Genomic DNA, 23,944 nt, shown 5'->3' on the forward strand with positions numbered 1-23,944 from the left:
AAAAGATATCTTGAATTTAAAACACATGTTTTCTAGCTCTTTTCTGGTAGTTGAGTGAACGAATATCAGATATCTTATGACGATCAACTCTTCTCCCTTTTCTCACCACTAAAGTGTTCATCAAAAATAACTGTGATAGTCGATCCATAATGCAGTCTATGTCTGACTCTGTAGAAAAAATATCAAAGGCTAAGTTTTTAATCGCATTAAATGAGACAGATTTATTGATGCTTTTTTTTAGTTTACTATTCTGTGCGCTCAATGTCTCTTCATCATCTTCTATCATGATACTTTCTAGATTACTGATGAAGATAGTTGACCAAAAATCCTGCTTGATAGTTTCAATACTTTTTCCTGTGAAATTCTCTAAATTTAATCTTCCCTTCAGCCTAGAAAAAAATGTTTCTACTCCCCAGCGCAAGTAATATAATCTCTCAAACTCTTCAACTGTAAAACGTTTCTCATCTAACAGAGATGTTACTAACACTTCAACTTCGCCAGAAGAAAGTATTATTTTGACTAACCTGAATTTCATCTCATCAGGTAATCCTAGCTTTCGTAGCTGTCTTGCTACTTTAATAGGTGCGGTAGACACTACCACCGTACTAGATGGGCTTTCCGGCTTAAACATAGCGTTTATTTCATTGAAAGACGAACTTGAACAGCGAATTATATAATTGATTTTCCTTCCTGTAAGCTCAGCAAGAAATCGATAAGATACGTATCCTCTATCACAGATTAACAAATCGTCTGATTTTATGGATTCAAGCATACCGATTGCTAAATCAACCTCATAGCTGTCACCTCTACTTAGCACAGATTTTATTGCAATATTATTTAGCACATCGTAGCAAACTTCAAAGGTTGCACTTGTATAGTCTTCAAATCTCTGGATTCCATTCCATACTGCTCTTGAGCCAAACTCACCTATTATTTTGTCGCTCTTTGGCAGAATCTATAATCACTGCCATTAAGTTAAGGAAAAGTGATGAACTGTATTATAAAATCAGGTAAGATCCACAAATTAAAAGAAGTAATGACATGAGTAAAAAAAAGAATAATCATGTTTATAAAAAATAAATTGATGAGTTTAAACTTTATAAACGCACACAGAGCATCCTCAAAAGACTTCTCACGAAAAAGAAAGCTGCCCTTCGTTAATGTATTTCTCCTGATTTTTAGAAAGAGTGTAAAGTCATTACAAGTGATGCTTAATGAGTTTGTTCTGCATACAAGAAAAGATTATACAATTACGGCAAGTGCATTTACTCAAGCAAGAAAGAAGCTAAAGCATACTGCGTTTTCAGAGTTAAATGATGATATAGTTTCCCTATACTACCAAGATCAGGAATTTAAAACCCACCATGGCTTCAGAGTACTTGCATTTGATGCTTCAATACTGATTCTGCCAAAGAGCGACAAAATAATAGGTGAGTTTGGCTCAAGAGCAGTATGGAATGGAATCCAGAGATTTGAAGACTATACAAGTGCAACCTTTGAAGTTTGCTACGATGTGCTAAATAATATTGCAATAAAATCTGTGCTAAGTAGAGGTGACAGCTATGAGGTTGATTTAGCAATCGGTATGCTTGAATCCATAAAATCAGACGATTTGTTAATCTGTGATAGAGGATACGTATCTTATCGATTTCTTGCTGAGCTTACAGGAAGGAAAATCAATTATATAATTCGCTGTTCAAGTTCGTCTTTCAATGAAATAAACGCTATGTTTAAGCCGGAAAGCCCATCTAGTACGGTGGTAGTGTCTACCGCACCTATTAAAGTAGCAAGACAGCTACGAAAGCTAGGATTACCTGATGAGATGAAATTCAGGTTAGTCAAAATAATACTTTCTTCTGGCGAAGTTGAAGTGTTAGTAACATCTCTGTTAGATGAGAAACGTTTTACAGTTGAAGAGTTTGAGAGATTATATTACTTGCGCTGGGGAGTAGAAACATTTTTTTCTAGGCTGAAGGGAAGATTAAATTTAGAGAATTTCACAGGAAAAAGTATTGAAACTATCAAGCAGGATTTTTGGTCAACTATCTTCATCAGTAATCTAGAAAGTATCATGATAGAAGATGATGAAGAGACATTGAGCGCACAGAATAGTAAACTAAAAAAAAGCATCAATAAATCTGTCTCATTTAATGCGATTAAAAACTTAGCCTTTGATATTTTTTCTACAGAGTCAGACATAGACTGCATTATGGATCGACTATCACAGTTATTTTTGATGAACACTTTAGTGGTGAGAAAAGGGAGAAGAGTTGATCGTCATAAGATATCTGATATTCGTTCACTCAACTACCAGAAAAGAGCTAGAAAACATGTGTTTTAAATTCAAGATATCTTTTCAGTATCATTGCATTAGTACATTCTTTGCAAAATAACCTGCAATTATTACTTTTTTAAATAACTTGCACTTTTCAGACTCCCTTTTCTTAAAAATTCACCCTAGTATTTACCATAATTATCAATCACTTCAAATTTTTTGTCCAATCTTAACTTCTCTTTCCCTTAACTTAATGGCAGTGGGGTCAGCACCACCAAATCCGCTAGTATGGACGAAAGGACCCACTTTCTATGAGCTATTAATATCTTTACTAATATAGAACATTAAAGCTAAAGCATCAGATTCGTTGTCGTCTCGAGGTGAACCCCCTTTTTTCTTTACAGCTTCAAAATCCTACCCTAATTTACTATTTGAGTTGTTTCCATTTTGGAAATAACTGTTTATTTAAGTTTAGAAAAGATTACATGAGCTTTTGATAAAAACAGCCCATTATTTAGATCACCGATAACGCTATAATAACCCTCTAAAATGTTTTAAAGATACTAATGTTAGCAAACTCTATAAACTTAAGAATAACTGTAGAAACTACTGTTTTTTTGAGTCAGATAGAGCAGGAAACATTACTTATAATTTAATAATTCTCCAAAATCAATTATATGTGAAAAGTAACCACTATCTATAACATCATCACTTACATCATTGACGTGGATAAGGACTGGACGACATGAAAAGCCTTTTGGACGATTTAGTGTATCTATTTTCTTTTGTACCTCCTGTATTATCGAATGACCAATTTTACTTTTTGAAAATTTGATTTCGCAAATGTAGAGAGTGTTAAACTTCGTTTGAATCATATAATCAATTTGACAACCTGCATTATTACGCGTTCTCTTCTGAAAAAATGGATTCTCGCTTATTATTCCATCAATCCCTAAGATATTATGTATGCTCTTTCTATTGTTCAGCACCAAATTTTCAAATTGAAGCCCAATAATTGTATACCACTCTGGTAAGAACCCTATAGAATAGGTGTCACGACTAATTTTCCCTAGATCTTTTTCGATATATTTTAGATAAAACCTTAAATAATTATCTTGAAGTCTGTATCTCCTGAGTCGTGAATCAGTACCAGTTTTTATACTCCAAGTATGATCTTTTGCAATAAAACCAGCAAGCTCAAGCTCATGTAGATACTCAGAAATGCGTCCATGTCTTACGATATTTAAAGTAGCACAAATTTCTTCTTGTTCTTTAGCTCCAGTAGAAAGAGCTCTGACTATTTGCTTATAAAAAGCCGTTTTTCGCATGAATAAATCTGAGAATATTTGATTAAATTCTTCAACTAAAAACCCACCTTTTGTAAAACAAAGCCTTTTAATATTTTCTTCAGCGCTATGCTTAAAATTTACCTCTTCTAAATACTTTGGAATTCCGCCAGTTACTGCAAGCACCTTGAACTTTTCATATGCTGAAATGTTTTTTGGCCAAAATTGATTGCAATCAGAAAGCGATAATTCTCCGAGTGTTAAAGTTAACGATATTCTTCCTACGAAACCAGTGCTGCTAAGTATATTTTTCTCGATCCAGGATGAAGCTGATCCACAAACAACGAAAATTAGCTTGTTATTATTTTTTAGCTGCGTATCCCAAAAATTTTTTATTTTGCCTAAAAAGGTTGGATCTTTTGAGCCCATCCAAGAAATTTCATCAAACAGCAATAACGTTTTTCCTGATAGTAGACGTTCACCAACTGCCCATAGTAAATCGCTCCAGTCATCATACCTAGCAAAAGATGTATTAAATTGTCTAGCAACTTGTCTAGAAAATTCATTAAGCTGATAGGATGTTGTAGTATGCTTTTCTGGTGGCAGACCTATAAATGAATAATATTGCTCGAAATACTTACCAAACTCTTGAATTAAACGACTTTTTCCTATGCGACGCCTTCCTTTGACTACTACAAAAGATGCAGTATTTTTTTCTGTAAGCTCCAGTAGTTGTTTTAACTCAGTTTGCCTACCAATAAATGATGGAGACATAAAATACGAAATATAAATCTTTGTCTCCATTATACGCGATAAAATTGGAGACGTAAATAAATAAATTTAGATCTTTGTCTCCATTTTAAGCGGTACATAAACTTTAGATGTAGAAAAAATGATTCATTTCTGTAATTTTAGATACCTATGCCTAAAGAACAAACAAATCATGATCAGTTATCCTCTTTTTCCGGAATACTCAATAAATTGGCTAAAATTTTGAACGGAATACACTGTAATTTCAAGGGTATTTATACTATAAACAGAATAGAAATTTAACGACTAAAGGAAGAAAGGCTAAAATCTACGTTTTAAAGCTAGCTACAATTTTTAAGTATATACCCCACTGATTAAAGATCGCTTATAAAACAACCCTAAACTCAACTAAAAGGTATTTTAAGTAATCTTATTATCACAAAAGAAACTTACATGTAAGTTTAACGCGGTTTTCATGCCTTGTAAAGAAAATTTTTTAAAAAGAATTTAACGTTTTCTATCTCCAATTTTCACCTCCTTTTTTTAGAAAGCTATCTACAAAATTAAAAAATAAATAGAAGTGAAAAATATAAAATATAAATAGGGTATTATTATATACCTTATTTTTATTATTTATAATAATAGGTTTTTTCTCTAAACTAAGAAACACTCAAAATCAGCCAAGGAGCAGCCTTTTATGATATTATAGTAGTTTGCTTGACTTGTAACCTTGAATTATGTTAAACTCCCCTACAGTAGACTACTTCTCAGCTTAATGAGATTTCATTTTATAATCTAAACTGACCTAAACTGCCTAAAATCATCGTAATCTCAAACCTGACTCCTTAAAATTTCGGACGAATTTGCGTGTATATAAATTTGTTGGACAAAAAACCTATCTACAGTTCTTTCAGAAATACTGAACAGTTTTTAAAATTTTGGTGAATATATAGTAAGGGAACACATGTACTTTCATAAACATATATTTGCTGTTAGAAAAAAAATTTCCCTACTCTTCCGGAAAAACCTATGAGAAATCCGGTATTACTATAGTAAAAGGTACAGAGACATCTCTCTACCCATTTATGACTGTATTTTAAATTACCAGCCTTTAAGAACATCATCATGAGCTATGTAGCAGAGACATTTTGTCAATAAACATAGCTTATTTTAACAGGAGAAAACAATATGCATGACAAGCAAGCTTTATTTGAAAGAGCAGCAGAAGTAAAAGCAGAACTACTCTCAAGAATAGAATCATCTTTATCCTACTTATTACCAAATGGTACTTTCCACGGCGGTAAGTTCTATGTTGGTAATATTAGGGGAGATAGGGGAAAAAGCTTGGTAGTAGAAGCAAGAGGAGAAAAAGCCGGATTATGGGTTGATTTTGCCACGAGCGACGGTGGTGATATATTTGATCTCTGGCGGGATGTTACTGGCAAAATTAAGTTTCTTGATACTATAGAAGATATAGAACAATGGCTTGGCCGTTCAACATTTCAACCAAATCAATTGGAATACTTAAATAAATCAGAAATACATTGGGATTACCACGATGAAAACAATCAAGTAATAGCAAAAATTCATAGATATGATAGCACTTCAGGAAAAAAACGATATAGCTGTTTTGATGTAAAAAACTCAAGTAGTACTGCACCGGACCCAAGACCTTTATATAATATTCCAGGTATAATTAAATCTGACAAAATTGTTTTCGTTGAAGGTGAAAAATGTGCTGAAAGTTTAATAAATAAAGGCATAACGGCAACAACGACGATGTTTGGGGAAAATTCACCTATTGAGAAAACAGATTGGACTTTGCTAAAAGGTAAACATATTATCATTTGGCCAGATAATGATGAAGCAGGTAATAAATATGCCAAAAACGCTGAAAAGAAACTTTTAGAACTTGGTGTTGCATCACTTGTCACACTTAAGATTCCTCAAGATAAACCAAAAGCTTGGGATGCTGCTGATTGTATTCAAGAAGAGGTAGATGTTGAAAAGTTTTTAGCTACAACTATTCGCATACCATGTAGAAAAAACGTTACCTTCTTTCTTGCAGATCAATACTTAAACGAAAAATCTTCTGGACCAGGTGATATTATTGAGCCAAGAGTTTTAACTCCAGGTGGTCTTTTAGTATTTGGCGGAGCTCCGAAGGTTGGTAAAAGCGATTTTCTCATCTCATGGCTTACATATATGGCTGCAGGAAAATCATTTCTTAGCATGTCACCTACTAAGCCTTTACGAATTCTTTATCTTCAAACAGAGGTTGGTTATTTCTACATGTGTGAGCGCATGAAACAACTTAAGCTTGATCCAGAGGTTCGTAAATTAATTTCCTGTAATTTAGCTATTACACCACAAACAAGGCTGCTTTTAAATGAAGACGGCATTAAAGACATTGTCACTGAAGCAGAAAAGATCTTTGATCCAAATACAGTTGATGTCATTGCCATTGATCCATTACGTAACATTTTTGATGCTGATGAACATGGTAGTGAAAATGATAATAATGCCATGATTTTCTTTCTCCAGGAGAGAGTTGAAAAACTGCGTTCTCTAATCAATCCAGATGCTGGAGTAATTTTAGTGCATCATACAAAAAAAATGCCAAAGAAGTTATTGGAAGAAGATCCATTTCAAAGCTTTAGTGGCGCAAGTAGTCTGAGGGGATTTTATACTACTGGAATGGTCATGTATAATGCACCCATTTGTCTAGACCATTTTTTTCAAAGTGATCCGATTTTTAAAATGAATATGTTGATAAATACGTCGACACACATTTAAAGTATTTATCAATATATTCATTTACTGTTTATGATAATAAAGATCAGCAGGAACTTTATAATGTAGAGTCTGATGTCGCCTTTTATAGTTATACCAACCAACAAAATCGTTTATTATAAGATTCAAATCTCTGATACTATTTGGTCTATAATAATATATAGCTTCTTGCTTTAAAGTTCTCCATAAACGCTCAACAAATATATTGTCGAAGCAACGTCCTTTATGATCCATACTAATTTTAATATTAGCACGCTCTAATTCCATAATAAAGTTGTAGCTAGTAAACTGCACTCCTTGATCACTATTAAAAATCTCAGGTTTACCTTGTTTTAGAGCTTCTTTGAGAGTATAAAGGCAAAATCCAGCATCGAGATATGGTGATAATGAATGAGCAATAATATAGCGACTATACAAGTCCATTATTGCCACAAAATAGACAAACTTACCTTCTACCATAATATATAGTAGCCCATACCTGATTAACTCTACAAATAATCAAATCTTTGAGTAAATAAGGATATATTTTATGCTTTTTTTCTTTAATACTTGTATTACATCTTTTTCTACAATACAGCCCACTAATCTTCATTTTTTTCATAATTCTTAAGATTTTTTTGTGATTGACTACTACTCCACTCGCTATGATTTCAGCAGTAATTTTACGATATCCATAACGGCAATCAGAAGCCAAATATACTTCTTGAATCAAATTTCACTTTCGTTATTAATTATATGCCTATAATATAGGCTAGATCTGCAAATCCCCAGTAAATCAGCCTGTTTCCTAATTGATAGATCAGAATCTTTTTCTATAAACCTTACTCTATCTTTTTTGCTTATTTCAGTAATTTTTTTTTCAAATAACTATTTTCCACTGTCAATTCTCCTATTACTTTATGTAAACTTTCTATTTCTTGCGCTAAGATTCTTTGTTTTCTCGCACTTTCACTTTCTTCAACAAATAGGTCTTTTAACCTTGCCAATACTCTATCACGCCAATCATATAGATTTGTTGATGGTATTTTATATTCACTACATATCTCAGATGTGCTTTTTTGATTTTTTATTGCTTCCAAAGCTATCTTTGCTTTTAACTCTGGTTCATATTTTTTTGTTGCCATACTTTTACCCCTTTACCTTCCTACTCGGATCAACCATTTTTTTTTGGTCTAGTTTATGGGGTGCATTATACTCCTTGGGAAAAATATAAAGAACTGGAAAAAACAATTCCTTGTCTAAGTGAAATACAAAAAAATTATATCTCATCAAAAGAAACATTTGTCATGCAAAATTACAAACATAACCAAGAGTTAAAGTCACTTCAAAAATATAAAACCTCTTAACAGGTATTTCAAGTTCAGACTTGATCTGACAAATTAGTTGCAATAACCTCTATGAATCACACAAATAAATCTATGTAGAAATCGTCATCGCCAACATCTAAATGAAATTGTCTACCAACAAACGCAAAGCCTTCTCCTAGCTCAAGTAAAAACTTCTCTACATGGCCTACAAGTCCTTTTTCTACTTTTCTTTCATGAGCACCCTTTCCTATACTTAAAAAGTCAAAAATATATGGATCTTTTAATGTATAGTGTGCTAGATCTGATTGAGGTGAAGGTAACTTCTCTTTAAAATTAGTGATAGCCTTTCCCTGACGCTTATGCAGCCCAAGTTCAATCTGCATTACCATGATGTTTCTTGACCAGCCATGTTCAATTGCTTCTTTTATATAAAACAACCTTGTTTCTCGACTCTCTATCTTTTCTAAAAGAGTAACATTATGGTACCAAGTTAATTGTGCAAGAGGCTCCTGCACAAATTCAATATCAGAATACTCCTCAGCAAACTTACGCATATACTTCAAATTTCTAGGACTAAAACCTTTCATTTCTGGAAATGCGCTTCTTAAATCCTTACTTAGCTGATCTATAGACCTGCTGCGGATCAAGCGATAAAAAGAAGGAAAGGAGAGTGACTAAAATGAAGGTTAACTAAAAGGCGTGCTTAAGATTTACAATACCAGCAATAATATTGAACCTCAGGTTATATTTTTTCTGAAAATTGCGATAAACATTCGACATAATCTTAAATATCTTTATCTCTCGGATCTTGTTTTCTACTCTCATTCTAAATGATGCTAATCTTCTATTATGCTCTTTCTGCTCTGGAGTTAATGGCTTTTTACGATACTTTTTATATGGAATTATAACATTGCTTTGCAATTTTTGCCAACCTTGATATCCAGAATCGGTATGTTTTATGCTATCAAGTGGTAAATATTTTTCTTGTTTCCTTATGCGAAAATCACTAATTCTACCACGGTATGACTTTGACACTGATAAAATTCTTCCTCCTTCTTCGATAATAATCTCAGTTTTCATAGTGTTGGTTCTTTTTTTTCCTGAATATGATTTCTTCCGTTTTTTACTATCTTCTAGTCTCTGTATTTGCTGTTCTGTAACATCAGCCAAAATCTTCAGTATTTTTTCTGGCGTCATACTTCTATCTTTTGTTATAGTCACTTTTTTGGCGAGTAATGGCTCTATTCTCTTAAGTAACCTACATACATTTGCATTGTGTACATTGAATAGGCATCCTAAAAATCTATGCGTTATGTAAGTGCGATAGTACAAAATTACGCAAAACAACTTATCTTCCAGAGTTGGTAGTTTTGATCTTCTACCATGACACTTTTTCTGTTTTTCAAGTTTTTCCCATCCAGACCTCACTTTTTCCACTACTTTTTTGAACTCCTCTATAGTTAAACCTGTTATATTACGAAAGTTTCTTGGGTGTTTTTTCATATTATAGTAACTAAAGCTCATTTTTTTCCTTACTTGATCTGCTTATTCTTCTTCTACCTCTCTCACATCATTTTTTCAATCACCTTTTGCAGCAGGTCTTTTGATGCAATTTGTAACCCCTATATCACCCCAAATTATAGCTTTTATGAATCATCAATTACTCAATTTTCTCTTCCTTTTCTGTTTCAATTATTTGCCATTTCATTGAAAAATTTGTTGAGGTAATTTGATAAGCAAGTTATTTTATTCATCATTAGTTCTCTCACTAAAATATATCCGAGAGAATTTTATATCTTCTTATCCTATCTTCTTCATACCTTTATTTCCTTAACTTGACCCTTATGCTTTTTTGAACGTTCCCTTTTTAGATTTAGAAAAATATTAGAGCATTAAACTGTATTAAACAAGATTCTGATAGTTAGTTTTGACTACGTCGATTCTTCTGTAAGATTAAGTCTTGTCTTTTACAACTGTGGGGGTATAATTTTGACAGGATACAAAGCTTAATGGAGAAAGTTACGAATATCAGTGAAAAACATGGCAATTTTATTCTCATTTGCAGCTGCTATCACGTCTTGATCTTTCAATGAGCCACCTGGCTGAATTATAGCTGTAATTCCATGCTTTGCACTCTCTACTATACTATCTGGAAATGGAAAAAATGCATCTGAAGCAAGCGCTGCGCCTTTACATTTTTCACCTGCTTTTTTTACTGCAATATTCACACTATCTATTCTGCTTGTTTGTCCTGCACCGATGCCAATAGCACAACCGTCTTTTGCTATCACTATTGCATTGGATTTTACATGTTTACATATTTTCCAAGCAAAAATAAGATCTTCCTTCTCTTTTTTTGTCGTAGTGCATTCTGTCACTCGGTTTATTTCTTCTACTTTTACTGTATGGTTATTATTTTCTTGCACTAAGAACCCGCCAACAACATTTTTGATTTGATATTTTGCATTTTGCTGAAGAGATTGATGAATAATCACTCTTAAATTTTTCTTTTTTTGTAAAATTTTTAGTGCCTCATTGTTTACCGATGGTGCTATCACCACTTCCAAAAATATCTCGTTTAATTTCTCTGCTAGCTTTAAATCTATCTCCCGATTGAAAGCAACTATTCCACCAAAACTGCTTATTTCATCACATGATAGAGCTTTTTCATATGCTTTTAAAGCACTATCACTAACAGCAGCGCCACATGGATTATTGTGCTTTATTATCACTGCTGCAGGTTCTTGAAACTCAGAAATTATGTTAAGTGCAGACTCTATGTCGACTATATTATTATAGCTCAACTCTTTTCCATGTATTTTCTCCAGTGGATACTTGCTAAATTGATTGCTATAAAATGCAGCTTTTTGATGAGGATTTTCACCATATCTGAGTCCTTGTGCTTTACATCCATATAAAGTAAAAAACTCTGGTAACTCATTGCTTTTACCCTGTGATAAAAACCAATTGTAAATATTAGAATCATACTGTGCAGTCAGAGCAAATGCTTTAGTTGCTAGATGTTTTCTATATTCTAATGTTGTCTGATTGTTATTTTTGATCATCTCAGCTTTCAGTGTTTCGTAATCTTGAATGCTAGAAATCACTGAAGTGAAATGAAAGTTTTTTGCTGTAGCTCTAATTAATGCTACTCCACCTATATCTATTTGTTCTATGATTTGCTTCTCACTTGAGTTGCTATTAACCGTTTTCCAAAATGGATATAAGTTAGTTATAAGCAGATCTATCGGCTTAATTTCTAGATTCTGCATTTCCTTTTCGTGCCTTTTTCGATCACAGAGTATTCCTCCATGAATTTTAGGATGTAAAGTTTTCACTCTGCCATCTAGTATTTCTGGAAATTGTGTGTAATCTGAAACTTCTTGCGTTTTTATTCCCGCACCTGATAGCACTTTATAAGTATTCCCTGTTGAGAGAATTTCTATTTGTTGCTGCATCAAAAACGATGCAAGTTCAATTATATTTGTCTTATCGTATACTGATATTAAAGCTCTTTTAATTTTCATATGGAAGGTTTCTTAAGATTATATCTAAGAAAAGAAAATTTGTCTATATATAGCTACTACGTCATACCACTGCGGTATCTCGTTGTAGATTCCGCTAACAAGCACATAGCTGTACGAACATTGTGATACAAGAGACCAAGAAAGATGTCATCCCAGTGCCCAGACACTGGGATCCAGAAAACTTCACTTTAAATGAGCACACCAGGTGGCTGTACAATAGAAACTGGATTCCAGTGTCAAGCACTGGAATGACACCATCTACTACTCAAATTACCTGCAAATTGCAATGTTCGTACACCAAAACGCGGTATCTTGTTGTAGATTCCGCTAACAAGCAGCGGAATACCAAATTGTAGAAGTTGCTTTAGCTCTCCTCACCCTCCTTTCAAAGTAGTCTATTCTATAAATTTTTTTGTTAAACTTGATTTTAAGCCACGAACAAAATCTTTAATATCGCAAGGATTTCTTCCTTCCATTTGTACAACTTTAGGAATTAAAGTACCACCTTTTAAACTTATATGCATATTATCATTAATGATCTCACCTTGTCCTGAAGTGAAGGCTTCAAATTCAGCATCAAGTATCTTGATACGTTTGTTCTCTACCTTAATGAATGCTTTTGGATAAAATGCTTTAACCTTTCTATAAGCAATTTCACAGGCGTCACTTGCGTAAATTTTATAGTCTTTTACTTTGTCAGCATAGCACGCATCGTTATCGCTCTGTTTTAAGGGAACTTGCTTTTCAATTTCGTTTAGTACTTTCAGCAGTAAATCACTACCTAATTCAGACAATTTATCATACAACGTCTTATAATTATCGCTTTTTTCAATAAGAAATTTTTTCTGTTTTAAAATAGGGCCAGAATCTAATCCTTCATCTAGCTGCATAATGCTAACTCCGGTTTCTTGATCTCCGGCTAAAATTGTGTGCTGTATCGGAGCTGCACCGCGCCACCTAGGCAGCAATGATGGATGAATATTAATACAACCATATTTGGGAATATTTAAAATTTCTTTTGGAAGTATCAATCCATACGCAGCAACAACTGCAACGTCTGGCTTAAAATTTCCAAACTTTTCTTGCTCTATCGAAGATTTTAAAGAGGCAGGAGTACATACCTCTATGTCACTTTTTTCAGCAACGATGTGTACTGGGGATTTTGTTAACCTCTGCCCACGTCCAGAAGGTTTTGGAGCTTTGGTATATACTGCTACTATTTCACTCTGTAATTTCAATAGTAAGTTTAACGCACCAACAGCAAACTCCGGTGACCCCATGAAAATAATTCTCATGGTGTTTTTGCTTTAAGCTAACTTACTATTTACAATTTCTATTAATTTAGCAAAATCATCCTTATGATTAACAGCCATCTCAGCAAGAATTTTCCTATTTAAATCAATTTCAGCAAGTTTAAGACCATGCATAAATCTACCGTAAGTAAGTCCATGTTCTCTTACTGCTGCATTAATACGTATTATCCACAAACCACGAAAATCACGTTTACAGGTTCTTCTGTCTCTGTAAGCATATTGGAGTGCTTTTTCAACTCTTTGTAATGCAATTCTATAACAATTTTTTGCCCGTCCTCTATAACCCTTTGCTAGTTTCAATATTTTTTTATGACGAGCATGAGTAGTGACTCCACGTTTTACTCGAGCCATTTTTATTTTACCTCCATTTTGTTAAATACCATAAGGCATATAAAGCTTAACTATGCGCGAGTCAGATTTACCAAGAATCGTTGTACCACGCTGATTACGAATATTAGATTTACTTCTCTTTACCATACCATGTCTTTTACCTGACTGAGTAGAGATGACTTTACCCTTAGCTGTAAGGTGAAAGCGCTTTTTGACAGAAGATTTGGTTTTTAATTTTATTTTCGTCATATTCTAAACAAATTTACAAACACCACTATTTAGTTCTTTATTAGTAATTAATTATGAGTATAGATAATTTTATTAAAGAATCAAATTAAAATTGTGTTTTAGAGGAGCTTAAATGTAATCACACCCAGTATATGCGTTATACCTTCTTTATCTCCAATTGGCAACAATACTTGCCTCATTTTAACACTTTCACTTTCTTCCTCCTCATTGATTGGGCATTTACTCTCTATTACAGTCTCAAGTTTATCAATAACTGCATCTATTTTATATAGCCGCAAAAATGGTGCATCAATTGCATACTTATCATCGATGTACATCTTTTTTTCAAAACCATAGAATTCAATAGCTTTTTCTCCTGCATTTTCACAAATATAACCTCGATCTTTAACTTCAATGATAAAACAATGCTGCCATGACTCCATGATTTCTGCAGTGTCTATTTCATGTCTTTCTGGCCATTCTCTATCTGATCCTTTTATATCACTCCAATGTTGAGTAACTATATTCACTATTCTTCTTTCTTTGCCTGCATAATTTTCCATTCGAAATTCCACATATAAAACACAGATATGAGGTAAACTTATCGTGAATGTATTGATTTTTTCTTACTAAAGGATGTAGATTATTGAAAATTCTCATCCTGTTTACACAACAGGTAATGATAAATTAAGTATAATAATTAGAGCATAAAAATTATTAAATGAGGAAACTGTGAAATAAAAAAATTCTATTTTTGCAATATTTTGGCTAACTAATAGAATTAGTTCCACTTTCTAAAGTTATTGCACTTAATAAATAACTAGATGGAGTTTCTTCCTTAGAACTACTATGGCCTTTACTCTTTCTATTACAAGACCAACATTTAAATTTTACAGCTGCTGCGATAGCTGCTACCAAAGCTACTGCTACTGCTAACATACCTACTGTTAACACTCTCATATTTTCCTTGTTTGATCGAGATGTTTCCAATAATTTAAACCCTCTCAAGTTCGTATCATGAATCATAGGATTACCCAAAATATTCGTCGTATTTTGAACACTTTCTATATTTCGCATTGTAATTCCATTGCTAGCGTTTGATTTTTTCATTTCTTCCATTACTTGTTTTAAGTTTGGTAGTTCTGTTGTTGTACTTTCAATATCACCAGCTTCCAGCTTTTGCAAATTCTCATTACTCAAAAACTCTTTGAGATACTTTTCATAAAACTCTTTGGCATCATATCTTGTATAACTTCGTATTTTTCCACTCTTGAGATCAGAAACAATATCATCAATCATCACTTTTGGATTTTCTGCATGCACCACTATTTCTCCTTCAGCAACAAGAATACGATAAGATGTATCGTCAAGCATACATACATACTTAAGTTTTAAATCACCTCCTCCCAATAGAAAATATATTTTTCTGTTTTGTTCTACATCTTGCAATTCAGATTCAATACTAATCCATCTACTACTTTTTCCTTTATTGATTAATTCTTTTTCTCGTACAGTATCTTTAATGTGTAACAATCTTCCTGGCATATATGACCCCCAAATTGACCAATATTTCCTTGTATATAAAAGATAAATCATTTAAGTCTACATTTTTTACTAAGATTTTATGTAAGAGCTATTTTTATTATGCTAAATAGTGTATTTATTAATATTTGGATTGATAAATTAACCTTACTCTCATTACAACTTATTGTACCTTAGTAAAAACAACACGAAATTAGAGAAAGATCATAAAATTTTTTGTAAGATAGGCAGATTTCTTCTCCTCACTTGATTCCAGAGCATTACAAATGCTAGAGCGCTAAGTTGATGGCACTGTTGTGCCATCAAACTCTGGAATTTTACTCGATGCTAATTTGAGAAGATAGATGTGCTACCGATGTAGCATTGCTGAGCAAAGATTCTATTTCTGATGTAGATCCGGAATGCTCAAGTTGAGCTTGTTCAGGAAGGTTTTTCATCGCTTTTTCAACATCGTAGCTACCTTCCCTATTTTTTCTATGCCATACAAAGTATCCTAATCCTGCAAAAGCTACTGCTAGCACTCCACCCAATATACCACCAGCAATCCCTGCTATTCCTATATACTGTCCTCCATTTATTTCGGGTAATTTAGGCCCTTCCACATCTGTGCTATTAAATATAGAATGATCTAACACTTCTTGTGAATTACTATCAAAACGGGAAACACTACTTATATCTTCAGGAGTAATTCCATAACTAGCATTTGATTCTTCTATTTCATTTATTACGTCATTAATCTCTTTAGTAGTTACTTTGCTTGATGCAAAATCGAATTCTTGTTTTGTTAAAGAAGCTGATTCGATAGTTACATCTTCCTGCATCTGATAATCAATTTCTTCAGTAGTAGATTCTCTCAATTGGCTATTTTCATCAGTTCTTTCTTTTAGCTTTTTTGAACTATCCTTACCCAATTCATCTACAAGGTTTTTTAGATATATTTTCTTAAATTCTCTATAATTATATTCTTTACCTTTTTCTATTTCTCCACTCTTAAGACCTAAAATAATTCCATCTATTGTCGATTCACGAATTGCTTGAGGAATGTCTATTGAATTTACTATTCCTGTAACCAAGCCTATCTCAGCTGCTCTAGAAGATATAGAGAGGTCTTTTACTGTTAAATTCTCTCCTTTAATTAAAAATTCTACTCTTCTGTTTTGTTTTATACTTTCCAAGTCAGATACAATTCTAATTGTTGGACCATCCATCTCCTGCTTATTTGTTGTTTCTCTCTTTCGCATGCTATTCTTAGTGTTTTGGAATTTTTTTGGCATTTCACACTCCTTAAATGAATTAATAAAAGTATTATTTGAATTAACAAATACTTCTCTATGTTAGTGGATAAAATATTTAAATCTATATCTTTTTATTAAAATTTTTATGTAAAAGTTACCTTTATTATACTAAGTAATGTATATATTAATATTTAGATTGATAAATTGATTTTACTTCTGTTACAACTTATTATGAATAGATAACCTCAGTAAAAACGATGAAGCTAAACGAAATTAGAGAAAGATTTATAAAATTTTTTGTAAATAATAATCATGAGCAAGTTCCTTCTTCTCCTTTGATTCCAGAGCATGATCCAACACTCATGTTTACAAATGCTGGTATGGTACAGTTCAAAAACATCTTTACCGGCACGCAAAAAACTGAAATGAAACGTGCCGTCTCAAGTCAAAAGTGTCTCAGAGCAGGTGGTAAACACAATGATCTTGAAAATGTTGGCTATACATCTCGGCATCACACATTTTTTGAAATGCTCGGAAATTTTAGCTTTGGTGATTACTTTAAAGAAACTGCGATAGAATTTGCGTGGAAATTTATTACTGAAGAATTGTCTCTTGATAAAAACAGACTATCCATAACTGTTTACCACACTGATGATGAAGCATATGAAATTTGGCGTAAGATAAGTGGCTTTTCAGATGATAAAATCATAAGAATTACAACAGATGATAACTTTTGGAGCATGGGCAATACTGGTCCATGTGGCCCATGTTCTGAAATCTTTTACGATCATGGAAATTCCGCTTTACATGAAGACGACAGAATTGTTGAAATTTGGAATCTGGTATTCATGGAATTTAATAAAGATGAAGAAGGTAATTTACAAAAATTACCAAAAAAATGCATCGATACCGGAATGGGTCTTGAAAGAATAGCAGCTGTTATGCAAAACGTCCATGATAACTATGATATCGACCTATTTTCTGCTCTAATCAATAAATCTCAAGAATACTGTGGAAATACGGAAAATAAAGTAGCTCATAAGATTATCGCAGATCACCTTCGTGCAGCTGCATTTCTCATCGCAGAAGGAGTGCTTCCTGGAAACGAAGGCAGGAATTACGTATTACGCAGATTAATTAGGAGAGCAGCACGTTATATCCACCTACTTGGATATAATGATTCTTTATTGCATCTTGTTTTTCCTGCACTCATAGATGGCACAAATTTGGCTTATATGGGAGATGTTTATCCAGAGCTAATCAGAGCTAAAAGCTTAATAGAAACGACGTTAAAATCAGAGGAAGAAAACTTTAAAGACACTTTAATGAAAGGCATTAATCTCTTGGACAAATTTACTGCAGATTTAAAATCAGGTGACACTCTATCTGGAGAATCAGCATTCAAACTATATGACACTTATGGATTTCCTTTGGATATCACACTTGATATTTTGAAAGAAAGGAAAATAAATTTTGACCAAAAAGGTTTTGATAATGCAATGAAAGAGCAAAAAGAAAGAGCACGTGCTAATTGGACTGGATCTGGTGAAAAGTCTGTTGAACAAGTATGGTTTAATTTAATCGATCAGTTTGGCAAAACGGAATTTGTTGGTTATGAACGTGATGAAGTAAAGGATGCAACAGTACTCGCAATAATTTCCTCTAAAAATGAATTAATTGATTCTGCAAAAGAAGGAGAAAAGATAACTATTATACTTGATAAAACACCTTTTTATGGAGAGTCAGGTGGACAAGTGGGAGATATTGGAAAGTTCCTTCTTGTCATCCCAGTACTTGATACTGGGATCCAGATTCCAGCGTCACGCGCTGGAATGACACCAGATTTAGGCGTAATCATAGTGGAAAATACCAACAAGATTAATGACCTATATTTACACAGATGTATAGTGGAGTCTGGTTCAGTTCGTAAAGGTGATACAGTTACAGCTAGTATTAACAAAAAAAGAAGACAAGACTTAAGCAGAAATCATTCAGCTACACATCTTCTACACTTTGCACTCAGAAAAATCTTAGGTGATCACGTTACTCAAAAAGGTTCTCTAGTCGCACCAAATAGACTAAGATTTGACTTTAGTCACAATAAGCCAGTCACTCAGGATCAGCTGTCTTCAGTAGAAGATATAGTAAACTCTCTAATCAGAGAAAACCTTTCTAGGTCTACAAAAGTTCAAGGTATGGATCAGGCAATAGACGAAGGAGCGATGGCCTTATTTGGTGAAAAATATGGTGATAAGGTTAGGGTTATAAAAATTGGAGACTCAAAAGAATTATGTGGCGGTACACACGTGGAACGTACTGGAGAAATTGGTTTGTTTAAGATAGCAGCAGAATGTTCCGTTGCATCTGGAGTAAGAAGGATCGAAGCTTTAACCGGTCAAGAAGCAATTAATTATGTACGCAATAACGAAATTAGCTTAAAAAAAGTTGCAGAATGCGTAAAAGCACCAGCAAATGAAATAATAAGTCGACTCAGTATTTTAAGCCAAGAGCGCAAAGAATTTGAAACCAAAATAAAAAATCTTTATAAAAAGATTATCAGTGTAGAAAATATAAAAAGTACTGAAATAAATGGAATAAATTTCGTAAGCCACACTTTTACTGACGTTCCAGGAAGTATCATAAGGGAATTTGCTCTACAGCAACAAAAACCGAAAACTGTAATAGCCTTCATGGTAACAGAAAAGGATAAAACAGTTTTGATTGTCAAAGTAAGTAAAGATTTAACTAATAAGATCAATGCAAAAGAGCTAGTATCTACTGTAACCAGAAGGGATTGCGGTGGAAATACCGAACTTGCCCAAACAGGCTGTGATAACAATAAAATAGATGATGCCATTACAGCAATCCATAGCAAAATAACAGCTTGCAAAAACTAATACACCCTACTACCTCGATATCTTTTAACCGTAAACGGAATCGTCAAGGTATTATGCAAATAGGGGTAGAGAAGACTTAACTGTCAAATGAGTATAACAGGTAATAAGAACTAGATTACAGCTCCATGCACTGGAATGATATCTAGGTCTAAAGTCTACATAAAAATCGTTTACAATCGGTGTTCAATGTGATAAGTTGAAAGCAGTTTATTCCTCGGTAGCTCAGTGGTAGAGCAGTTGGCTGTTAACCAATTGGTCGCTGGTTCGAATCCGGCCCGGGGAGCACTATTTTATACAATCTGTACATTTCACTTTTAGCCCAAAATTCACTACCTTTTTTTTGTCTCTTAAACAGACAAAACGTGTGAAGTTATATAGGTTTAAAGCCTTTACTGTCAAAATGCAAAGATGTCTGCGCTTCACTTAGCTTGCTATCTGGCTCCTCTCCTATTTTTCTTTTATTACATTTCCTTTTTAATTGAGGAAGGACATTTTTTGGCAATGTTTCATCAATACTGCAATAATTGTAAATGAGCGAAGTAAGACGCACCAAATTTCCACTCGCCAAAGTCTGTGCACCTCTGTAATTAATGCTGTTATCATATACTTTAAGTGTAATAAGATTTGTAAGATTTCCACTCGCTAAAACTTCCGCACCTTTGTCACTGATTTCATTCCATCCTAAACTAAGCAAAGTAAGATTTGTAAGATTTCCACTCGCTAAAGCTTTTGCCCCCCTATCGCCAATTTTATTATCATATAATTTAAGCTCAGTAAGACTTGTAAGATTTCCACTGGCTAAAGCCTCTACACCTTCATCACCAATTTCGTTTCCTCCTAAATCAAGCGAAGTAAGATTTATAAGATTTCCGCTTGCTAAAATCTTCGCACCTTCTGTACCAATACAACAGCAACTTAGATCAAGTGAAGTAAGATGAGAAAGCTGAGCTAATTCTTTTATAACCTCATAATTAATTTTTGAACATCGTAAAATAAGCTTTGTAATGTGTGTATTATTTTTTAAAAAACTTACGAACTTGTTTGTATTAACTATAGCGCCTGATGTTGCTAAAGTATTACCTTTTATATATTGGCTAGAGCTCATTTAACCTCACTATTAAAGCTATGCAAGTGTTTTAGTAAACACTTCAGCAACTGTCAATCACTTTAATAAAATATTTTATGAAAAATCTCATACCTCTAAGGAGCTTTTTATATCTCTTATTTTAACACAAAAGTTGTGAGAAGAGTTTGTTTTTGGTACCATTGGGGGTTTCGATGTTAACTTTTATATGAACTTTAAATCAGTCGTTTTATGTATACTAGATGGCTGGGGCAATGGAATAGAAAATAGTAAATACAACGCTATTAGCAATGCAAATCTCCCTTGTTGGCAACATATTAACTCTAATTATCCAAAGTGCAGTTTATCTGCCTGTGGAACTGATGTTGGATTACCAGAAGGCCAAATAGGCAATTCAGAAGTTGGCCATATGAATATTGGCAGTGGTAGAGTGGTAATGCAAAGCCTTCAGCGTATTAATCAAGAAATCGAAACGATAGAAAATAATGCAAATCTACAGAATTTTATTAATGATCTAAAAAGTAAGAATGGCATATGCCATATAATGGGATTGATATCAGATGGCGGTGTTCATTCGCATCAAAAGCACATTTCAGCTTTAGCAAACAAGATATCACAGCGCGGAATTAAAGTTGTAATACACGCATTTTTAGATGGCAGAGATACATTGCCAAATTCAGGAAAAAAATGTATTCAGAATTTTAAAGAGAGTATAAAAGACAATAACATAAGAATCGCCACTGTCTCTGGGCGTTATTATGCTATGGACCGTGATAATAGGTGGGAAAGAACAATTGAAGCTTATGAAGCCATCGCATTTGCAAAGGCGCCTCGTTATGATGATGCAGTATCGCTTATTGATGAAAATTATCAAAATAATATAACCGATGAATTTATCAGGCCCGCAGTAATAGGCGATTATCAAGGTATAAAACCAGAAGATGGATTGCTATTGGCTAACTTTCGTGCTGATCGAATGATACAATTGGCAAGTATTTGTCTTGGTAAAGCAGGCTATACTGAAGTGGCAAAATTCTCTTCAATTTTAAGTATGATGCAATATAAAGCGGACTTAAAAATCTCTTATCTCTTTCCTCCTGAATCTTTTGCCAACACTTTGGGACAGATAATAGAAGACAATAAATTACGGCAACTGCGCATTGCTGAAACTGAGAAATATGCTCATGTGACTTTCTTCTTCAATTGCGGAAGAGAAGAACCTTTTTCTGGTGAAGAAAGAATACTCATTCCTTCACCAAAAGTTAAAACTTATGATTTGCAGCCTAAAATGTCAGCCTTTGAGCTCACAGAAGAACTTGTAAAAAAAATTCATTCTCAAGAATTTGCGCTGATAGTTGTAAACTACGCTAACCCTGATATGGTGGGACACACAGGTAATATAAAAGCAGCCGAGCAAGCTGTGCTCGCTGTAGATGATTGCCTTGCAAAAGTACTCAGCGTTGTCAAAGAAGTGGGTAATACTGCACTCATTGTTACAGCAGACCATGGTAATGTGGAATGTATGTTCGATGAAGAAAATAATACACCTCACACAGCTCACACTTTAAATAAAGTGCCATTTATTATATCTTGTGACAATTTAAAACTAAGAGATGGAAAATTATCTGATATTGCTCCTACTATTTTACAGCTACTTGGACTTAAAAAGCCAAATGAAATGACAGGTAGTTCGTTGATTGTATAATTTTTCGTATTACTCTCTATTCACAACTGTTGTAGTTTGAGACACCGGAAGGGTGCTATTTAAACACACTGCCATTAAGTTAAGGAAAAGTGATGAACTGTATTATAAAATCAGGTAAGATCCACAAATTAAAAGAAGTAATGACATGAGTAAAAAAAAGAATAATCATGTTTATAAAAAATAAATTGATGAGTTTAAACTTTATAAACGCACACAGAGCATCCTCAAAAGACTTCTCACGAAAAAGAAAGCTGCCCTTCGTTAATGTATTTCTCCTGATTTTTAGAAAGAGTGTAAAGTCATTACAAGTGATGCTTAATGAGTTTGTTCTGCATACAAGAAAAGATTATACAATTACGGCAAGTGCATTTACTCAAGCAAGAAAGAAGCTAAAGCATACTACGTTTTCAGAGTTAAATGATGATATAGTTTCCCTATACTACCAAGATCAGGAATTTAAAACCCACCATGGCTTCAGAGTACTTGCATTTGATGCTTCAATACTGATTCTGCCAAAGAGCGACAAAATAATAGGTGAGTTTGGCTCAAGAGCAGTATGGAATGGAATCCAGAGATTTGAAGACTATACAAGTGCAACCTTTGAAGTTTGCTACGATGTGCTAAATAATATTGCAATAAAATCTGTGCTAAGTAGAGGTGACAGCTATGAGGTTGATTTAGCAATCGGTATGCTTGAATCCATAAAATCAGACGATTTGTTAATCTGTGATAGAGGATACGTATCTTATCGATTTCTTGCTGAGCTTACAGGAAGGAAAATCAATTATATAATTCGCTGTTCAAGTTCGTCTTTCAATGAAATAAACGCTATGTTTAAGCCGGAAAGCCCATCTAGTACGGTGGTAGTGTCTACCGCACCTATTAAAGTAGCAAGACAGCTACGAAAGCTAGGATTACCTGATGAGATGAAATTCAGGTTAGTCAAAATAATACTTTCTTCTGGCGAAGTTGAAGTGTTAGTAACATCTCTGTTAGATGAGAAACGTTTTACAGTTGAAGAGTTTGAGAGATTATATTACTTGCGCTGGGGAGTAGAAACATTTTTTTCTAGGCTGAAGGGAAGATTAAATTTAGAGAATTTCACAGGAAAAAGTATTGAAACTATCAAGCAGGATTTTTGGTCAACTATCTTCATCAGTAATCTAGAAAGTATCATGATAGAAGATGATGAAGAGACATTGAGCGCACAGAATAGTAAACTAAAAAAAAGCATCAATAAATCTGTCTCATTTAATGCGATTAAAAACTTAGCCTTTGATATTTTTTCTACAGAGTCAGACATAGACTGCATTATGGATCGACTATCACAGTTATTTTTGATGAACACTTTAGTGGTGAGAAAAGGGAGAAGAGTTGATCGTCATAAGATATCTGATATTCGTTCACTCAACTACCAGAAAAGAGCTAGAAAACATGTGTTTTAAATTCAAGATATCTTTTCAGTATCATTGCATTAGTACATTCTTTGCAAAATAACCTGCAATTATTACTTTTTTAAATAACTTGCACTTTTCAGACTCCCTTTTCTTAAAAATTCACCCTAGTATTTACCATAATTATCAATCACTTCAAATTTTTTGTCCAATCTTAACTTCTCTTTCCCTTAACTTAATGGCAGTGTATTTAAACAGCCCCTTGTCGTTTAGGTAGC

General features: G+C 33.5%; 16 protein-coding genes, 1 tRNA gene and 5 pseudogenes. 8 read left to right on the plus strand and 14 right to left on the minus strand.

The genetic code is table 11. The annotated features are described in order from the left end of the window. Positions 1-16: 16 nt before the first annotated feature. Positions 17-955 (minus strand): annotated as a pseudogene (locus tag OPS21_RS04905) (IS4 family transposase); the annotation flags it as partial. Positions 956-1,063: 108 nt separating this feature from the next. Between OPS21_RS04905 and OPS21_RS04910 the strand changes: the two are divergent. Then, positions 1,064-2,341: an IS4-like element ISWpi18 family transposase gene (locus tag OPS21_RS04910; protein ID WP_264336305.1), complete on the plus strand. Its 1,278-nt coding sequence runs from the start codon at positions 1,064-1,066 to the stop codon at positions 2,339-2,341. A 243-nt stretch (positions 2,342-2,584) separates the two neighbouring features. On the opposite strand, the pseudogene OPS21_RS08165 reads toward OPS21_RS04910, so the two are convergent. Both OPS21_RS08165 and OPS21_RS04920 read right to left on the minus strand, forming a co-directional pair. Then, positions 2,585-2,683, minus strand: a pseudogene (locus tag OPS21_RS08165) (Holliday junction resolvase); the annotation flags it as partial. Positions 2,684-2,916: 233 nt separating this feature from the next. Then, the gene (locus tag OPS21_RS04920) at positions 2,917-4,335 is read right to left on the minus strand and encodes an AAA family ATPase (protein WP_264336875.1); all 1,419 of its coding nucleotides are present in this window, start codon (positions 4,333-4,335) and stop codon (positions 2,917-2,919) included. 1,164 nt (positions 4,336-5,499) lie between these two features. Here OPS21_RS04920 and OPS21_RS04925 point away from each other — a divergent pair. Then, the gene (locus OPS21_RS04925; RefSeq protein ID WP_320110179.1) at positions 5,500-7,107 is read left to right on the plus strand and encodes an AAA family ATPase; all 1,608 of its coding nucleotides are present in this window, start codon (positions 5,500-5,502) and stop codon (positions 7,105-7,107) included. 21 nt (positions 7,108-7,128) lie between these two features. Here the strand turns inward: OPS21_RS04925 and OPS21_RS04930 are convergent. After that, positions 7,129-8,228: pseudogene (locus tag OPS21_RS04930) on the minus strand (IS3 family transposase). A gap of 60 nt (positions 8,229-8,288) precedes the next feature. Here OPS21_RS04930 and OPS21_RS04935 point away from each other — a divergent pair. Next, on the plus strand, positions 8,289-8,450 hold the full coding sequence (locus OPS21_RS04935) for a hypothetical protein (RefSeq protein ID WP_265027575.1): 162 nt from the start codon (positions 8,289-8,291) through the stop codon (positions 8,448-8,450). A gap of 65 nt (positions 8,451-8,515) precedes the next feature. On the opposite strand, the pseudogene OPS21_RS04940 reads toward OPS21_RS04935, so the two are convergent. The 3 genes and pseudogenes from OPS21_RS04940 to purH all read right to left on the minus strand — a co-directional run. Further along, a pseudogene (locus OPS21_RS04940) lies at positions 8,516-9,049 on the minus strand (PDDEXK nuclease domain-containing protein); the annotation flags it as partial. A 52-nt stretch (positions 9,050-9,101) separates the two neighbouring features. Further along, on the minus strand, positions 9,102-9,935 hold the full coding sequence (locus tag OPS21_RS04945) for a transposase (RefSeq protein WP_265027577.1): 834 nt from the start codon (positions 9,933-9,935) through the stop codon (positions 9,102-9,104). A 482-nt stretch (positions 9,936-10,417) separates the two neighbouring features. Then, a complete protein-coding gene (gene purH, locus OPS21_RS04950; RefSeq protein ID WP_264336869.1) occupies positions 10,418-11,938 on the minus strand; it encodes a bifunctional phosphoribosylaminoimidazolecarboxamide formyltransferase/IMP cyclohydrolase in 1,521 nt (506 codons plus the stop codon). A gap of 152 nt (positions 11,939-12,090) precedes the next feature. Between purH and OPS21_RS08075 the strand changes: the two are divergent. After that, positions 12,091-12,246 (plus strand): annotated as a pseudogene (locus tag OPS21_RS08075) (WPE palindromic element domain-containing protein); the annotation flags it as partial. 87 nt (positions 12,247-12,333) lie between these two features. Here the strand turns inward: OPS21_RS08075 and fmt are convergent. The 6 genes from fmt to OPS21_RS04985 form a co-directional block, all read right to left on the minus strand. Continuing rightward, positions 12,334-13,233, minus strand: a complete 900-nt coding sequence (fmt, locus tag OPS21_RS04960; RefSeq protein WP_064085375.1) for a methionyl-tRNA formyltransferase — start codon at positions 13,231-13,233, stop codon at positions 12,334-12,336. Between the two features lie 12 nt (positions 13,234-13,245). Further along, entirely contained in the window at positions 13,246-13,602 is a 357-nt protein-coding gene (gene rplT, locus OPS21_RS04965; RefSeq protein WP_063630562.1) for a 50S ribosomal protein L20, read from the minus strand. Between the two features lie 21 nt (positions 13,603-13,623). Then, positions 13,624-13,830, minus strand: coding sequence for a 50S ribosomal protein L35 (rpmI, locus tag OPS21_RS04970; RefSeq protein ID WP_264336868.1), 207 nt, complete (start codon positions 13,828-13,830; stop codon positions 13,624-13,626). 98 nt (positions 13,831-13,928) lie between these two features. Further along, on the minus strand, positions 13,929-14,372 hold the full coding sequence (locus OPS21_RS04975; protein ID WP_017531795.1) for a PAS domain-containing protein: 444 nt from the start codon (positions 14,370-14,372) through the stop codon (positions 13,929-13,931). 205 nt (positions 14,373-14,577) lie between these two features. Beyond that, on the minus strand, positions 14,578-15,354 hold the full coding sequence (locus OPS21_RS04980; protein WP_264336867.1) for a hypothetical protein: 777 nt from the start codon (positions 15,352-15,354) through the stop codon (positions 14,578-14,580). 314 nt (positions 15,355-15,668) lie between these two features. After that, the gene (locus OPS21_RS04985; protein ID WP_127463705.1) at positions 15,669-16,625 is read right to left on the minus strand and encodes a hypothetical protein; all 957 of its coding nucleotides are present in this window, start codon (positions 16,623-16,625) and stop codon (positions 15,669-15,671) included. A gap of 218 nt (positions 16,626-16,843) precedes the next feature. Between OPS21_RS04985 and alaS the strand changes: the two genes are divergently transcribed. Beyond that, on the plus strand, positions 16,844-19,483 hold the full coding sequence (gene alaS, locus OPS21_RS04990; protein WP_264336866.1) for an alanine--tRNA ligase: 2,640 nt from the start codon (positions 16,844-16,846) through the stop codon (positions 19,481-19,483). 211 nt (positions 19,484-19,694) lie between these two features. Then, positions 19,695-19,766, plus strand: a tRNA-Asn gene (locus OPS21_RS04995). Between the two features lie 87 nt (positions 19,767-19,853). Here the strand turns inward: OPS21_RS04995 and OPS21_RS05000 are convergent. Then, positions 19,854-20,588, minus strand: coding sequence for a leucine-rich repeat domain-containing protein (locus OPS21_RS05000; protein ID WP_264336865.1), 735 nt, complete (start codon positions 20,586-20,588; stop codon positions 19,854-19,856). Positions 20,589-20,775: 187 nt separating this feature from the next. On the opposite strand from OPS21_RS05000, the gene gpmI reads away from it, so the two are divergent. Further along, positions 20,776-22,272 (plus strand): 2,3-bisphosphoglycerate-independent phosphoglycerate mutase, encoded by a 1,497-nt coding sequence (gene gpmI, locus OPS21_RS05005; protein WP_264336864.1) that lies wholly within the window; start codon positions 20,776-20,778, stop codon positions 22,270-22,272. A 167-nt stretch (positions 22,273-22,439) separates the two neighbouring features. Continuing rightward, positions 22,440-23,717 (plus strand): IS4 family transposase, encoded by a 1,278-nt coding sequence (locus OPS21_RS05010; RefSeq protein WP_264336725.1) that lies wholly within the window; start codon positions 22,440-22,442, stop codon positions 23,715-23,717. Positions 23,718-23,944: the final 227 nt, after the last annotated feature.

Source organism: Wolbachia endosymbiont (group B) of Chorthippus parallelus (assembly GCF_947251815.1).
Lineage (GTDB): Bacteria > Pseudomonadota > Alphaproteobacteria > Rickettsiales > Anaplasmataceae > Wolbachia.

Excerpts from the sequence above, each read along its gene's own strand:
- OPS21_RS04910 (WP_264336305.1), top strand. The coding sequence starts at position 1,064 with ATGTTTATAAAAAATAAATTGATGAGTTTAAACTTTATAAACGCACAC.
- OPS21_RS04920 (WP_264336875.1), bottom strand. The coding sequence starts at position 4,335 with ATGTCTCCATCATTTATTGGTAGGCAAACTGAGTTAAAACAACTACTG.
- OPS21_RS04925 (WP_320110179.1), top strand. The coding sequence starts at position 5,500 with ATGCATGACAAGCAAGCTTTATTTGAAAGAGCAGCAGAAGTAAAAGCA.
- OPS21_RS04945 (WP_265027577.1), bottom strand. The coding sequence starts at position 9,935 with ATGAGCTTTAGTTACTATAATATGAAAAAACACCCAAGAAACTTTCGT.
- purH (WP_264336869.1), bottom strand. The coding sequence starts at position 11,938 with ATGAAAATTAAAAGAGCTTTAATATCAGTATACGATAAGACAAATATA.
- fmt (WP_064085375.1), bottom strand. The coding sequence starts at position 13,233 with ATGAGAATTATTTTCATGGGGTCACCGGAGTTTGCTGTTGGTGCGTTA.
- rplT (WP_063630562.1), bottom strand. The coding sequence starts at position 13,602 with ATGGCTCGAGTAAAACGTGGAGTCACTACTCATGCTCGTCATAAAAAA.
- rpmI (WP_264336868.1), bottom strand. The coding sequence starts at position 13,830 with ATGACGAAAATAAAATTAAAAACCAAATCTTCTGTCAAAAAGCGCTTT.
- OPS21_RS04975 (WP_017531795.1), bottom strand. The coding sequence starts at position 14,372 with ATGGAAAATTATGCAGGCAAAGAAAGAAGAATAGTGAATATAGTTACT.
- OPS21_RS04980 (WP_264336867.1), bottom strand. The coding sequence starts at position 15,354 with ATGCCAGGAAGATTGTTACACATTAAAGATACTGTACGAGAAAAAGAA.
- OPS21_RS04985 (WP_127463705.1), bottom strand. The coding sequence starts at position 16,625 with ATGCCAAAAAAATTCCAAAACACTAAGAATAGCATGCGAAAGAGAGAA.
- alaS (WP_264336866.1), top strand. The coding sequence starts at position 16,844 with ATGAAGCTAAACGAAATTAGAGAAAGATTTATAAAATTTTTTGTAAAT.
- OPS21_RS05000 (WP_264336865.1), bottom strand. The coding sequence starts at position 20,588 with ATGAGCTCTAGCCAATATATAAAAGGTAATACTTTAGCAACATCAGGC.
- gpmI (WP_264336864.1), top strand. The coding sequence starts at position 20,776 with ATGAACTTTAAATCAGTCGTTTTATGTATACTAGATGGCTGGGGCAAT.
- OPS21_RS05010 (WP_264336725.1), top strand. The coding sequence starts at position 22,440 with ATGTTTATAAAAAATAAATTGATGAGTTTAAACTTTATAAACGCACAC.